Raw genomic sequence first — 14263 nt, 5'->3', positions numbered from 1 at the left:
CATGACATTACTAACAAGAATCCAAACTGAATCTATATTGCTTGAAAGTGACATTAAGGAGTTAATCGACATACTTATTTCCCCAAGTATCGGAACTGATATAAAATATGAATTACTGAGTTCGTATTCGGAACGAGAAATTCAACAACAAGAATTGACATATATTGTACGTAGTTTAATTAATACAATGTACCCACATCAGCCTTGTTATGAGGGCGGTATGTGTGTGTGGTACAGGTGGTGACAAGTCTAATAGCTTCAATATATCAACTACTGTCGCTTTTGTTGTAGCAAGTGCTGGCGTAAAAGTTATAAAACATGGAAATAAAAGTGTGACTTCAAATTCAGGTAGTACGGATTTGTTAAATCAAATGGACATTCAAACTACGTCTGTTGATGATACGCCAAAGCAATTAGATGAAAAAAACCTCGTGTTTATCGGCGCAACAGAATCGTATCCAATAATGAAATATATGCAACCAGTTAGAAAAATGATAGGTAAGCCTACAATATTAAACCTTGTAGGTCCATTAATTAATCCCTATCACCTAACGTATCAAATGGTAGGTATCTTTGACCCTACAAAACTAAAACTAGTTGCAAAGACAATTAAAGATTTAGGTAGACGACGTGCAATCGTATTACATGGTGCGAATGGTATGGATGAAGCAACGTTGTCTGGTGATAATTTGATATATGAATTGACTGAAGATGGAGAAATCAAAAATTACACATTAAATGCGACTGATTATGGTTTGAAATATGCACAGAATAGTGATTTTAAAGGTGGTTCGCCTGAAGAAAACTTAGCAATCACACTTAATATCTTGAATGGTAAAGATCAGTCAAGTCGCCGTGATGTTGTCATACTTAATGCAGGTTTAAGTCTATATGTTGCAGAGAAAGTGGATAGCATCGCAGAAGGCATAGAACTCGCAAGCACTTTGATAGATAATGGTGAAGCTTTGAAAAAATACCATCAAATGAGAGGTGAATAACATGACAATTTTAGAAGAAATTGTTGAATATAAACAGTTACTTTTACAAAATGGCTATTATCAAGACAAACTTAATACCTTGAAAAGTGTGAACATTCAGAATAAAAAATCTTTTATAAATGCAATTGAGAAAGAACCAAAGCTAGCAATTATTGCAGAAATTAAATCGAAGAGTCCTACAGTTAATGACTTGAACTGCACCCAGTCTAGTAGACAATTAAATAATTAAAATTAATGGTTGGTTTTGTTGTTATACAGAATCAGCCATTTTTAATGTAATTCTTTCATGATTAAAGAAAAGAATAAAATCATGAATTGTTTTTGTAGCTTCTTCTACACTATTAAATTTAAAGTGCTTATTTCCTCTAAAAATTTCACTTTTTATTGTACCCCATACACCTTCCATTGGACCGTTATCGATACATTTGCTAACACGTGACATACTTTGAATCATGCCACATTCATCCAACATATGTTTAAATGTTTTCGATGTATATTGAAAACCTCGGTCACTATGAAATAAAATACCTTTGGTATTTTCTACTTTTTCTATCGCTTGATTGAATGTTTTAAATACTAATTGATTATTGTTAGAAGGGCCTAGCTCATAACTAACAATACGTTTAGCACCTAAGTCATAAATGGCACTCAAATATATCTTACTACCTTCTTTGATTTTAAATTCTGTTACATCTGTTAACCAAACTTTATTTGGCGTATCAATGTCAAATTGTCGATTAAGCTTATTTTCTGATGTGATTTGTGGCGTTGAACGTCGATAAGGTTTTCGCTTTTGACGTATTACTGCTTTTAAATTAAGTTCTTTCATCAAACGATAAATTCGCTTTCGGTTTACTTGTTTACCTAGTTTTAAGCGAATATAGATATAAATGCGACGATAGCCATAAATACCATTATACTTATGATAGATTGATTCTATTTCTCGCTTAAGCTGTTCATTCTCTAATTCAAGTTCACTCGATTGATAATGTACCCACTTATAATAACTCGCTCTAGAAATGCCTAAAATACGACACAAGCGTTGGATAGGGTATTGATGTTTTAACGCTTCGATCGTTTTGTATGCCGTGATTTGTTTTCTCTTTGAATCATCTCTCTTTCCAATGCTTGAAACTTTTTTAAAACGTCATTTTCCATCTCTAATAATCGATTTTGTGCTTTTAATGCTTGAATTTCAGCTTCTTTTTGTTCTTCTGGCGTCATCATAGATTTGGGTTTTCCTTTGCCTCTGCCATCTACTAATCCATTTTTACCATGTGCTTGATACTTATGAACCCACTGGTAAATTTGACCGTATGAGATATTAAAGTGTTCTGCAACTTCTCTATAAGATTGTTTATGATTCAAGTAATATTCAACAATTGTTACACGTTCTTCAAATGTGGTTTTTCTTGCTTTCATGATATACACCCCAGTTTTAGGAGATTGATTCTTAATCTCTTTTCCTACAGTATACATTTTTATCCAATTTTTGACTTGTGTCGAACTACGAATATTGTATTTGATTGCGATGTCTTGGGTTGATTGATTTGAATTCAAATATTCATTTACAACTTTTAATTTTAGTTCCTTTGAATAGTGATTGTATTGTTTTTGTGTAAGTAGTGTTTCAATACCATGGGTTTTATAATATTTATACTTAGGATACAAAGTATTGACATTAATATCTAATTGTAATGTATCGATTAAGTATTGAAACGACACGCCTTTTTCATATTCTTGAAACATATATAGCAGTACATCTATGTCTACTTTAGGTTTTATTGACATAAATAAAGCTCCCTTCAAAGTTTTCATTTTTTCAATGTCTACTTTGAAGGGAGCATTTCAACTTACCTGAACGAGATTTATCGCAACAAATCTCAGATTATGAGCAATATGGTGCAAATGCTGTATCCATTTTGACTGATGAAAAGTACTTTGGTGGTAGTTTTGAAAGATTACAAGCATTGACAACAAAAACAACATTACCCGTATTATGCAAAGATTTTATTATAGATCCGCTTCAAATTGATGTTGCCAAACAAGCTGGTGCATCTATGATTTTACTGATTGTTAATATCTTATCGGATAAACAATTGAAAGATTTATATAACTACGCTATATCGCAAAATTTAGAAGTGTTAGTTGAAGTACATGATCGTCATGAATTAGAACGTGCCTATAAGGTTAATGCTAAATTGATTGGTGTAAATAACAGGGACTTAAAACGATTTGTCACAAATGTGGAACATACAAATACTATTTTAGAAAATAAAAAACCAAATCATTATTATATTTCTGAAAGTGGAATTCACGATGTATCTGATGTAAGAAAAATCTTGCATAGTGGTATCGATGGCTTACTAATAGGTGAGGCGCTTATGCGTTGTGACAATCTATCTGAATTTTTACCACAACTGAAAATGCAAAAGGTGAAGTCATGATGAAATTGAAATTTTGTGGCTTTACATCAATTAAGGATGTTACAGCGGCCAGTCAATTACCTATTGATGCGATAGGTTTCATCCATTATGAAAAAAGTAAAAGGCATCAAACAATTACCCAAATAAAAAAGTTAGCGTCTGCTGTTCCAGATCATATTGACAAAGTATGTGTCGTGGTAAATCCTGATTTAACAACTATTGAACACGTATTAAGCAATACGCCAATTAACACAATACAGTTACACGGCACAGAATCTATTGATTTTATACAGGAAATAAAAAAGAAGTATTCAAGCATTAAAATTACTAAAGCTTTAGCTGCAGATGAAAACATAATCCAAAACATAAATAAATATAAAGGGTTCGTAGATTTATTTATTATCGACACCCCCTCAGTGTCGTATGGTGGTACCGGTCAAACATATGACTGGACTATTTTGAAGAACATAAAAGACATACCTTACTTGATAGCAGGAGGCATTAACACTGAAAATATTCAAACAGTTAATCAATTTAAATTATCACATCAAGGTTTTGATCTTGCATCAGGTATAGAAGTAAATGGGCGAAAAGATATAGAAAAAATGACAGCAATTGTAAATATTGTGAAAGGAGATAGAGAAAATGAATAAACAAATACAAACAGAAGCAGATGAATTAGGTTTCTTTGGTGAATACGGAGGGCAATATGTTCCAGAAACATTAATGCCAGCAATTATTGAGTTGAAAAAAGCTTATAAAGAGGCAAAAGCAGACCCAGAGTTTCAAAGAGAACTTGAATACTATTTATCAGAGTATGTAGGACGCGCGACGCCACTTACATATGCTGCATCGTATACTGAAAGCTTAGGTGGCGCTAAGATATATTTAAAACGAGAGGATCTAAATCATACAGGCGCCCATAAAATTAATAATGCGTTAGGTCAAGCGTTGCTCGCTAAAAGAATGGGCAAGAAGAAGCTTGTTGCTGAAACAGGTGCGGGTCAACATGGTGTAGCTAGTGCTACGGTTGCTGCATTATTTGATATGGAACTTGTTGTCTTTATGGGAAGTGAAGATATTAAAAGACAACAACTTAATGTATTTAGAATGGAATTACTTGGTGCAAAGGTTGTGGCAGTTGAAGATGGTCAAGGGACTTTATCGGATGCAGTTAATAAAGCATTGCAATATTGGGTAAGTCATGTAGATGATACGCATTATTTATTAGGTTCTGCATTGGGTCCAGACCCATTCCCAACGATTGTTAGAGATTTTCAGAGTGTGATTGGTAAAGAAATAAAATCACAGATATTGAAGAAAGAAGGTCGACTTCCGGATGCAATTGTAGCATGTATCGGTGGTGGCTCAAATGCAATCGGTACATTTTATCCATTTATTAAAGATGATGTTGCTTTATACGGTGTTGAAGCCGCAGGTCAAGGCGAGGATACTGATAAACATGCACTTGCAATTGGCAAAGGATCACCTGGCGTATTACATGGTACTAAAATGTATTTAATTCAAGATGAAGGTGGGCAAGTGCAACTAGCACATTCTATTTCAGCAGGACTTGATTATCCTGGTATTGGGCCAGAACATTCTTATTACCACGACATTGGTAGAGTAACTTTTGAAAATGCAAGTGATACACAAGCAATGAATGCTTTAATCAACTTTACAAAACATGAAGGTATTATACCTGCAATTGAAAGTGCACATGCACTGAGTTATGTTGAAAGACTAGCGCCTACGATGTCGAAAGAAGATATTATTGTAGTAACAATTTCTGGACGTGGCGATAAAGATATGGAAACAATTAGACAATATATGGCAGAGCGAGGTCTTGCAAATGACTAAATTATTTATACCTTATATTATGGGCAATAAAGATTTGATTGAAAATGCAACATTGTTGAGTGAAAATGGTGCAGATATAATTGAAATTGGTGTACCTTTCTCTGATCCGGTTGCTGATGGTCCAGTTATCATGGAAGCAGGTCAACAAGCGATTAAACAAGGCATAACGATAGATTATATTTTCGAGCAATTAGAAAAACACGGTAATCAAATTAAGTGTCAGTATGTATTAATGACGTATTATAATATAATTTGTCATTATGGAGAACAAGCGTTTTTTGAAAAATGTCGAGATACCGGTGTCTACGGCTTAATTATTCCTGATTTACCATTTGAATTATCGCAGCGTTTAAAACAACAATTTAGTCACTATGGTGTCAAAATCATATCGTTAGTTGCGATGACTACTGATGACAAACGTATAAAAGATATCGTATCATATGCGGAAGGCTTTATTTATACTGTGACAATGAATGCGACGACAGGACAAAACGGTGCGTTTCACCCAGAATTAAAACGAAAAATTGAGTCAATTAAAGCGATAGCCAATGTGCCAGTTGTCGCAGGATTTGGTATAAGATCTCCACAACATGTTGCAGATATAAAAGAGGTTGCAGATGGTATCGTTATTGGTAGTGAAATAGTAAAACGATTTAAATCTAACACGCGTGAAGAAATCATTAAATATTTACAATCTATCCAGCAAACATTGAATAATTAAGTTTACTTGATTTAAAAAAATTAGTCGAATACTGTTTGAAAAAGTGAAAAACGGTGAATTATAAAATTGAATAGAAATGATACAAAAGTAATATGAGCAAACCCAAACGTTCATATTACTTTTTTTGAAATTGTATGCAAAAATCTAAATATTACTATAAAAGTATACGCAATTAAAGCGTTTATGTTTTAGTTTTAACATTAACTATTGTATACTTATTTAGATTAGATTTATTATTTTTGACATTTGCAGAGGGGAAATAGAAAAACTGCAAATACGGAAATGAAATTAATTAACGAGAGACAAATAGGAGTAATGATAATGAAGTTTACAAATTTAACAGCTAAAGAGTTTGGTGCCTTTACAGATAGCATGCCATACAGTCATTTCACGCAAACTGTTGGCCACTATGAGTTAAAGCTTGCTGAAGGTTATGAAACACATTTAGTGGGAATAAAAAACAATAATAACGAGGTTATTGCAGCTTGCTTACTTACTGCTGTACCTGTTATGAAAGTGTTCAAGTATTTTTATTCAAATCGCGGTCCAGTGATCGATTATGAAAATCAAGAACTCGTACACTTTTTCTTTAATGAATTATCAAAATATGTTAAAAAACATCGTTGTCTATACCTACATATCGATCCATATTTACCATATCAATACTTGAATCATGATGGCGAGATTACAGGTAATGCTGGTAATGATTGGTTCTTTGATAAAATGAGTAACTTAGGATTTGAACATACTGGATTCCATAAAGGATTTGATCCTGTGCTACAAATTCGTTATCACTCAGTGTTAGATTTAAAAGATAAAACAGCAGATGACATCATTAAAAATATGGATGGACTTAGAAAAAGAAACACGAAAAAAGTTAAAAAGAATGGTGTTAAAGTAAGATATTTATCTGAAGAAGAACTACCAATTTTTAGATCATTTATGGAAGATACGTCAGAATCAAAAGCTTTTGCTGATCGTGATGACAAGTTTTATTACAATCGCTTAAAATATTACAAAGAGCGTGTGTTAGTGCCTTTAGCGTATATCAATTTTGATGAATATATTAAAGAACTAAATGAAGAGCGTGATATTTTAAATAAAGATTTAAATAAAGCATTAAAGGATATTGAAAAACGTCCTGAAAATAAAAAAGCACATAACAAGCGAGATAACTTACAACAACAACTTGATGCAAATGAGCAAAAGATTGAAGAAGGTAAACGTCTTCAAGAAGAACATGGTAATGAATTACCTATCTCTGCTGGTTTCTTCTTTATCAATCCATTTGAAGTTGTTTATTATGCTGGTGGTACATCAAATGCATTCCGTCATTTTGCCGGAAGTTATGCAGTGCAATGGGAAATGATTAATTATGCATTAAATCATGGCATTGACCGTTATAATTTCTATGGTGTTAGTGGTAAATTTACAGAAGATGCTGAAGATGCTGGTGTAGTTAAATTCAAAAAAGGTTACAATGCTGAAATTATTGAATATGTTGGTGACTTTATTAAACCAATTAATAAACCTGTTTACGCAGCATATACCGCACTTAAAAAAGTTAAAGACAGAATTTTTTAGGAAGGGAATTATCAAAACATGAAATTTACAGAGTTAACTGTTACCGAATTTGACAACTTTGTACAAAATCCATCATTGGAAAGTCATTATTTCCAAGTAAAAGAAAATATAGTTACCCGTGAGAATGATGGCTTTGAAGTAGTTTTATTAGGTATTAAAGACGACAATAACAAAGTAATTGCAGCAAGCCTTTTCTCTAAAATTCCTACTATGGGAAGTTATGTTTACTATTCGAATCGTGGTCCAGTAATGGATTTTTCAGATTTAGGATTAGTTGATTATTATTTAAAAGAGTTAGATAAATATTTACAGCAACATCAATGTTTATATGTTAAATTAGATCCGTATTGGTTATATCATCTATATGATAAAGATATCGTGCCATTTGAAGGTCGCGAGAAAAATGATGCCTTAGTAAACTTGTTTAAATCGCATGGTTACGAGCATCATGGCTTTACAACTGAGTATGATACATCGAGCCAAGTACGATGGATGGGCGTATTAAACCTTGAAGGTAAAACACCTGAAACATTGAAAAAGACATTTGATAGTCAACGTAAACGTAATATTAATAAAGCGATAAACTATGGTGTTAAAGTAAGATTCCTTGAACATGATGAGTTCAATCTATTCCTAGATTTATATCGTGAAACTGAAGAGCGTGCTGGATTTGTATCAAAAACAGATGATTATTTTTATAACTTTATTGACACATATGGAGATAAAGTATTAGTACCATTAGCATATATTGACCTTGATGAATATGTGTTAAAGTTGCAACAGGAATTGAATGACAAAGAAAATCGTCGTGATCAAATGATGGCGAAAGAAAACAAATCAGATAAACAAATGAAGAAAATTGCAGAATTAGATAAGCAAATTGATCATGATCAGCATGAATTATTGAATGCAAGTGAATTGAGCAAAACGGACGGCCCAATTCTAAACCTTGCTTCTGGCGTTTATTTTGCAAATGCATATGAAGTGAATTATTTCTCTGGTGGTTCATCAGAAAAATACAATCAATTTATGGGACCTTACATGATGCATTGGTTTATGATTAACTATTGCTTCGATAATGGTTATGATCGTTATAATTTCTATGGTTTATCAGGTGATTTTACGGAAAACGGTGAAGATTATGGCGTATACCGCTTTAAACGTGGATTTAATGTACAAATCGAAGAATTAATAGGGGATTTCTATAAACCAATTCATAAAGTGAAATATTGGTTGTTCACAACATTGGATAAATTACGTAAAAAATTAAAGAAATAGATGTAAATGATGTTAGGGCTTATAGTTATTGATACTATAGGCTCTTTTTTATGCTTTTTAATAAAGCCTCTAATGATTTATTAAATGACAAGTTTAACAAGTGATTGCAATAAATATAAATACGAATTGCACAATCTATTTTCAAATGATTAAGTTGAGTATACGTTTTAATTCATTCAATATGACTCAAAACAAGCCAATATGTATTATATTTTTGGTGAATAAACCTTAGCATAACAATTTATATCTGATTTTATATGTGTGTTTGCAAGTGCGTGATATCAAATGTCATATGTAATTTATAAAATGCATGAGAAATGATTGCTGTAACAAATTCTAGCAAAGTAATCAGTTTGTATATTAGAAATAAAAATGATGATAGATATATTATCGATACATAGATTTAATATGCACCAAAACGTGAGTATTGGTTTAATGAAACATAGCATGAATGTAAATTTAGTTTACTGACATAAACACGTCACAAACATACAGTTATATAAGTCCCCTTATGGAATTTCATTTCTAGTTTACATAATATATATTATAGGAAGTTATATGTGTCTAACGCAAAAGGTACCCTACATCATAATCATTATCTAATATCGTCACATAACTTACTTATGCTATAATCATGGTATTATATTGTTTGGAGTGATTTGATGAAATTTGTCTTTGATATTGACGGTACACTTTGTTTTGACGGCCGATTAATTGACCAGACTATTATTGATACATTGTTACAATTACAACATGCTGGTCATGAACTTATATTTGCATCAGCACGTCCGATTCGTGATTTGTTGCCAGTTTTACCATCAGTATTTTTATCAGCATACATTAATTGGCGCAAATGGTGCTATGATTTCACAGCAATCAATGATTTCTGTTATCAAACCAATTCATACAGATACATATCATCATATCTTAAAAATAATTCAAAAGTATGAGTTAGATTATATTATTGATGATGATTGGAATTATGCTGCACAACTTGACGCTGAGAACGCTATTTTTGAGCGTTTAGATCCACATAAGCTGGCCAGTTGTATTGATGTTGCAAATATCGACACACCGATCAAGATTATTTTATTAAATATAGAACCGACACAAATTACAACTATATTAGATGAGCTCAATAAATACCATCAAGAATTGGAAATGATTCACCATTCAAATGAATATAACATTGATATAACAGCGCAAAATATTAATAAATATACTGCATTACAATATATATTTGATGCAGATGTTAAATATATAGCATTTGGTAATGATCACAATGATATTGTCATGTTACAACATGCTAGTAATGGCTATATTATAGGACCATCAGAAGCATACACACACGCAATATTGAAACTTGATAAAGTCAAACACATCGATAATAATGCACTAGCTATTTGCAAAGTCTTAAAATCATATAAATAAAAACACCCCTATCAAATGATAATCATTATCAATGGATAGGGGCTATTTTAATAAAATTCGTCCTCTTCATCTAATCCAAATAATTCTGCCATTTCTCCATGTTCAATTAACATGTTTAAATATGCGTCGCGGAGTTCTTCTTCACTCATATCATTAATCATTTCTTTAAGAGAATCAATCCACATATTTCTGCGTAAGTGATAGTCTTCTTCAACTTCGTTTAACATGATTATATGTTTATTTGCTGCTTCTGGACTAGCTGTAAAGAGTAATGCAATCATATGTTTACATATCACTCGTCTTCCATCAGCAAGAGGACAATTACATTTGGATTTTCTAGGATGTTCCATATCAATATAACAACGATATACTTTGTTACCACTGCCCTTTACTTCAGCCTCATGCTGCGTTTCTGAAAATGATTTTAAGTTAATTACGCATTCACTTTGATAATAATTAAAGCCTCTTTCTATAGAACGAATACTTGCAATATCAAGTAATCCCATGATGATACTCCTTTTTATTATTATTTTTAGATATAGAAAATAAAATCGATATGTGTCTAGATTAATATACTTGATTTATCTATATTTTATAACAAGTCTAGAATTATCGCATTCTTAAATAACTAATATGAAAATGCTTGCACTAATTCTTTTGTATAAGGGTGTCTATCAACATTAAATAATTCCTCTATTGTAAAATCATCGACTATCATGCCATCCTTAAGAACGATAATTCTATTGACTAAGCGTTGTAACACGGATAAATCATGAGAAATAACGATAAAATGATTTAAGTTCGTAATCGTTTGCGCTTTTAATATATTTATTACATTTTGTTCAGCTATAACATCTAAATTTGAAGTTATCTCATCACATATTAAAACGCGAGGCTGTGCTAATAACGAACGCATGACATTAAATCTTTGTAATTGTCCGCCACTCACTTCGCTTGGTAATTTAGTCAATAATTGCGCGTTCAACTCAAAAGTAGATAAATGTTGTATTAATAATTGGTCCTGAGCAGTATTATCAGTTAGACCTCTGTAATAATATAACGCTTCTTTTAATGAGGTCTCAATCGTCCAATCAGGGTTAAAGCTAGTTAAAGGGTGCTGGAAAATCGGTAACACAGCATTGTCACTTAAGTAAATTTCTCCTTTAACAGGTTTAAATAAGCCAAGAACCAATGAAGCGAGCGTACTTTTACCACAGCCACTTTCGCCTAAAATACCAACATTTTCTCCATCAGGTATAGTAATATTGATATCTTGTAGCACCATCTGCTTTTTATTATAACCAAAAGTCACATGTTTTAACTCAATCATAGTAATCCCTCTTTAATTGTGTTCTATATTTAATTAGACGTTCAGTATACGGATGCAAATGCTCATACTTGAAATGATTAATATTACCTCGTTCAATGATTTGACCTTCTTTTAAAACATAAATGTACTGACAATATTTCAATACATGACTTAAGTTATGTGTGATAATAAATAATGTTTGACCATGTTCTAATACAATATGCTGTAATAAATCCATCACTTGATTACCGTTCAAAGCATCCAATGATGCAACTGGTTCGTCTGCAATGATTAATTTAGGTTTCAACATGAGAACGCTTGCTATGTATACGCGTTCAAGTTGGCCCCCAGAAAGTTGGAAACTATATTTATTTAATATATCTTTGCTTTGTAAATTAACCCACGACAAAGCCTTGTCAATTTTGGACAAAGCCTCTTCTTTACAACTTTTATAATGCTTACGATAAATCGCAGTTAACTGTTTACCTAATTTAGTATGGTCGTTAAAACTTTCTGCATAATTTTGATAAATATAGCCAATTGTATGACCATAATATTGACTCAATCTACTAACATTTTCCCCATCAAATTGGTACGAATCATACGTGCAGGTTAAATCAAATGGTAAATATTCAAGTAAGGCTTTAGCAATCAAACTTTTTCCAGCGCCGCTCTCTCCAATCAGGGCATTAATCTGTTGATTATAAATTTTCAAATCAATCCCTTTAATAAGTGATTTCTCACTAGTATTCTTTATTGTTAAATTTTGTATATCAATGAGACTCATTATATTCACCTCGTTGTTTCAGCAATCTATCTCTTAGCGCATCACCGGTTAAATTAAAAATTAAAATAGTTATAGCAATGACTGAAGCAGGTGCAATCAACATAATTGGATGAGACGAAATAAAATCACGACCTTGTTGCAACATAGCGCCCCACTCTGGTGTTGGCGGTTGTGCACCTAACCCAATAAATGATAGTGAACTTATATATAGAATGATTTTACCGAAATCAACGACCATCAAAACGATAATAGCCGGTATAATTTTAGGTGTTAAATGACGTATTAATATTGTTCTTATAGGTACATGAAATAATTGTGCCATTTTTATATAAGGCTTATTCATTTCGCTATTAACTATACTTCTAGTCAACCTTGTGTAATTCATCCATTTTATTACTGTAATTGAAATAACTAAATTCCATAACGATGGTTGGAAAAAGCTTGCTAAAGCAATCATGATGATAAATTCTGGAATACTTAGACCAACATCAATAAACCTTAACACTAATCGTTCAATCCACCCCTTTTTATATCCGGCAAATAGACCTAGTGTAACACCTATGACAACGATAGCTATTAATGTTAAAACAGTAACAAACAATGTTGAACGTGCACCGATAATAATTCGGGTAAATAAATCTCCCCCATAATCATCAGTTCCTAATAAATGCAACCAACTAATAGGTTCAAAAGTTTGTGATAAATTGACTTTGGTTGCATTTTCACTACTGACAAAGAATTGTAGTACAATCATCACAAATATAAATGCGCCGAATACAAAAAAGATAAGGTTATTCTTTGAAAATATTTTATGCATGACGGTCACTACTTTCTGATATCAATGGTGTATTGGTTTTGTTTTTCGGATTTCCTAATTGTAAACGCTGCTTCGGATCAAGTAATAACGTTAATAAATCAGCAATCGTATTGATAATAACAACGAAGAAGCCAATAAATAACACGCATCCTTGAATAACAGGATAATCTCGAGATTTAATACTATCCATTAATAGATAACCAATACCAGGTATATCAAATAAATTTTCAATCACTACAGTACCACCTATTAGACTACCAAGTGAAATCCCTAATAATGGGATAATCGGCAAAATTGTTGGTTTTAGTAAATCATGAATTAAAATATAGCGTTCATTCATACCGCGTAATCTTGATGCTTGTACGATATTACTTTTCAATAATATCAATAAATTAGAACGCACTAAGCGAATGATGTATGCACACATACCTAAAGATAGCGTGAGTACAGGTAATATAAACTGACTTAGTATAACGCTATCTATATTCATTAAATTTGTGACAATAAATAATAAAATAATACCGATAAAGAACGCTGGTAAACTAATTGATAGAGTTGAGATCACTCTAATCACTTTGTCAGATAACTTATGAAATCGTTTGGCTGCTATAATGCCGAGCGGTATAGATATGCATAATGACACTACTAATGTTGAAAAAGATATGAGTAGTGTTATGGGTGCATAGTTGAATAATATCTGTGTTACCGGTTCTTTTGATTCAAAACTTTTTCCTAAATTAAAATGTAATAAATGATTCATCCAATGCCACCACTGTACCAATAAAGAATCATTTAATCCCAATTTATCTTTGGTTGCATTTATTTGTTCCGTCGACACTTGTGCTACATCAAGATGTAATATTTTATCAACAGGATTGCCTGGTGATAATTTCATTAAAATGAATGCAAGTGTAGAAATAACAAATAAAACAACTATCATTTGTATCAGTCTATACAAAATAGACTTTATTATGAACATAATAGTCCCCCTCTTTGTGTAAATTACTAACACTTTCTATTTACATGAGAATGGCGCATGTATATGCAACTTA

Annotated in this window: 11 protein-coding genes and 4 pseudogenes; 9 read left to right on the top strand and 6 right to left on the bottom strand. The window is 32.0% G+C overall.

Going from position 1 to position 14263, the window contains the following annotated elements; genetic code table 11:
• The first annotated feature begins 1 nt into the window (after position 1).
• Positions 2–998 (top strand): annotated as a pseudogene (gene trpD, locus NST10_RS03335) (anthranilate phosphoribosyltransferase).
• 1 nt (position 999) lies between these two features.
• Positions 1000–1191, top strand: a pseudogene (locus tag NST10_RS03330) (indole-3-glycerol-phosphate synthase TrpC); the annotation flags it as partial.
• A gap of 57 nt (positions 1192–1248) precedes the next feature.
• Here NST10_RS03330 and NST10_RS03325 read toward each other — a convergent pair.
• Positions 1249–2816, bottom strand: a protein-coding gene (locus NST10_RS03325) for an IS3-like element ISSau2 family transposase (RefSeq protein ID WP_094409958.1) whose coding sequence is annotated in 2 segments (ribosomal slippage) — positions 1249–2141 and positions 2141–2816 — 1569 coding nt in all. Because the reading frame shifts where the segments join, the coding sequence is not laid out codon by codon here.
• 32 nt (positions 2817–2848) lie between these two features.
• Here NST10_RS03325 and trpC point away from each other — a divergent pair.
• The 7 genes and pseudogenes from trpC to NST10_RS03290 all read left to right on the top strand — a co-directional run.
• A pseudogene (trpC, locus tag NST10_RS03320) lies at positions 2849–3445 on the top strand (indole-3-glycerol phosphate synthase TrpC); the annotation flags it as partial.
• Positions 3445–4077, top strand: coding sequence for a phosphoribosylanthranilate isomerase (locus NST10_RS03315; protein WP_000768182.1), 633 nt, complete (start codon positions 3445–3447; stop codon positions 4075–4077). The pseudogene trpC and the gene NST10_RS03315, both read left to right, overlap by 1 nt.
• Positions 4070–5284, top strand: a complete 1215-nt coding sequence (gene trpB, locus NST10_RS03310) for a tryptophan synthase subunit beta (RefSeq protein ID WP_001041343.1) — start codon at positions 4070–4072, stop codon at positions 5282–5284. Before NST10_RS03315 ends, trpB begins: the two co-directional genes overlap by 8 nt.
• Positions 5277–6005 (top strand): tryptophan synthase subunit alpha, encoded by a 729-nt coding sequence (gene trpA / locus NST10_RS03305; protein WP_000163621.1) that lies wholly within the window; start codon positions 5277–5279, stop codon positions 6003–6005. The genes trpB and trpA overlap by 8 nt, the downstream gene beginning before the upstream one ends.
• A gap of 321 nt (positions 6006–6326) precedes the next feature.
• Positions 6327–7589, top strand: coding sequence for a glycine glycyltransferase FemA (femA, locus tag NST10_RS03300; protein ID WP_000673317.1), 1263 nt, complete (start codon positions 6327–6329; stop codon positions 7587–7589).
• 18 nt (positions 7590–7607) lie between these two features.
• Positions 7608–8867 carry a glycine glycyltransferase FemB gene (gene femB, locus NST10_RS03295; protein ID WP_303661727.1) on the top strand — a complete coding sequence of 420 codons (1260 nt, stop codon included), beginning with the start codon at positions 7608–7610 and terminating at the stop codon, positions 8865–8867.
• Positions 8868–9529: 662 nt separating this feature from the next.
• Positions 9530–10298, top strand: a pseudogene (locus tag NST10_RS03290) (Cof-type HAD-IIB family hydrolase).
• Between the two features lie 47 nt (positions 10299–10345).
• On the opposite strand, the gene NST10_RS03285 reads toward NST10_RS03290, so the two are convergent.
• From NST10_RS03285 to nikB, 5 genes are all read right to left on the bottom strand, one after another.
• Positions 10346–10804 (bottom strand): SWIM zinc finger family protein, encoded by a 459-nt coding sequence (locus tag NST10_RS03285; protein ID WP_000523669.1) that lies wholly within the window; start codon positions 10802–10804, stop codon positions 10346–10348.
• Positions 10805–10926: 122 nt separating this feature from the next.
• A complete protein-coding gene (locus tag NST10_RS03280; RefSeq protein WP_000571253.1) occupies positions 10927–11628 on the bottom strand; it encodes a dipeptide/oligopeptide/nickel ABC transporter ATP-binding protein in 702 nt (233 codons plus the stop codon).
• Positions 11621–12394 (bottom strand): ABC transporter ATP-binding protein, encoded by a 774-nt coding sequence (locus tag NST10_RS03275; RefSeq protein ID WP_000052330.1) that lies wholly within the window; start codon positions 12392–12394, stop codon positions 11621–11623. The genes NST10_RS03280 and NST10_RS03275 overlap by 8 nt, the downstream gene beginning before the upstream one ends.
• On the bottom strand, positions 12381–13211 hold the full coding sequence (gene nikC, locus NST10_RS03270; protein ID WP_339211226.1) for a nickel transporter permease: 831 nt from the start codon (positions 13209–13211) through the stop codon (positions 12381–12383). The genes NST10_RS03275 and nikC overlap by 14 nt, the downstream gene beginning before the upstream one ends.
• Entirely contained in the window at positions 13204–14190 is a 987-nt protein-coding gene (nikB, locus tag NST10_RS03265; RefSeq protein WP_000469932.1) for a nickel ABC transporter permease, read from the bottom strand. Before nikB ends, nikC begins: the two co-directional genes overlap by 8 nt.
• Positions 14191–14263: the final 73 nt, after the last annotated feature.

It is taken from the genome of Staphylococcus sp. FSL W8-0305, assembly GCF_037966415.1.
Lineage (GTDB): Bacteria > Bacillota > Bacilli > Staphylococcales > Staphylococcaceae > Staphylococcus > Staphylococcus aureus.
This window is presented reverse-complemented; position numbering and strand designations above follow the sequence as displayed.

Coding starts and splice junctions, on each gene's coding strand:
- NST10_RS03315 (WP_000768182.1), top strand. CDS start 3,445: ATGAAATTGAAATTTTGTGGCTTTACATCAATTAAGGATGTTACAGCG.
- trpB (WP_001041343.1), top strand. CDS start 4,070: ATGAATAAACAAATACAAACAGAAGCAGATGAATTAGGTTTCTTTGGT.
- trpA (WP_000163621.1), top strand. CDS start 5,277: ATGACTAAATTATTTATACCTTATATTATGGGCAATAAAGATTTGATT.
- femA (WP_000673317.1), top strand. CDS start 6,327: ATGAAGTTTACAAATTTAACAGCTAAAGAGTTTGGTGCCTTTACAGAT.
- femB (WP_303661727.1), top strand. CDS start 7,608: ATGAAATTTACAGAGTTAACTGTTACCGAATTTGACAACTTTGTACAA.
- NST10_RS03285 (WP_000523669.1), bottom strand. CDS start 10,804: ATGGGATTACTTGATATTGCAAGTATTCGTTCTATAGAAAGAGGCTTT.
- NST10_RS03280 (WP_000571253.1), bottom strand. CDS start 11,628: ATGATTGAGTTAAAACATGTGACTTTTGGTTATAATAAAAAGCAGATG.
- NST10_RS03275 (WP_000052330.1), bottom strand. CDS start 12,394: ATGAGTCTCATTGATATACAAAATTTAACAATAAAGAATACTAGTGAG.
- nikC (WP_339211226.1), bottom strand. CDS start 13,211: ATGCATAAAATATTTTCAAAGAATAACCTTATCTTTTTTGTATTCGGC.
- nikB (WP_000469932.1), bottom strand. CDS start 14,190: ATGTTCATAATAAAGTCTATTTTGTATAGACTGATACAAATGATAGTT.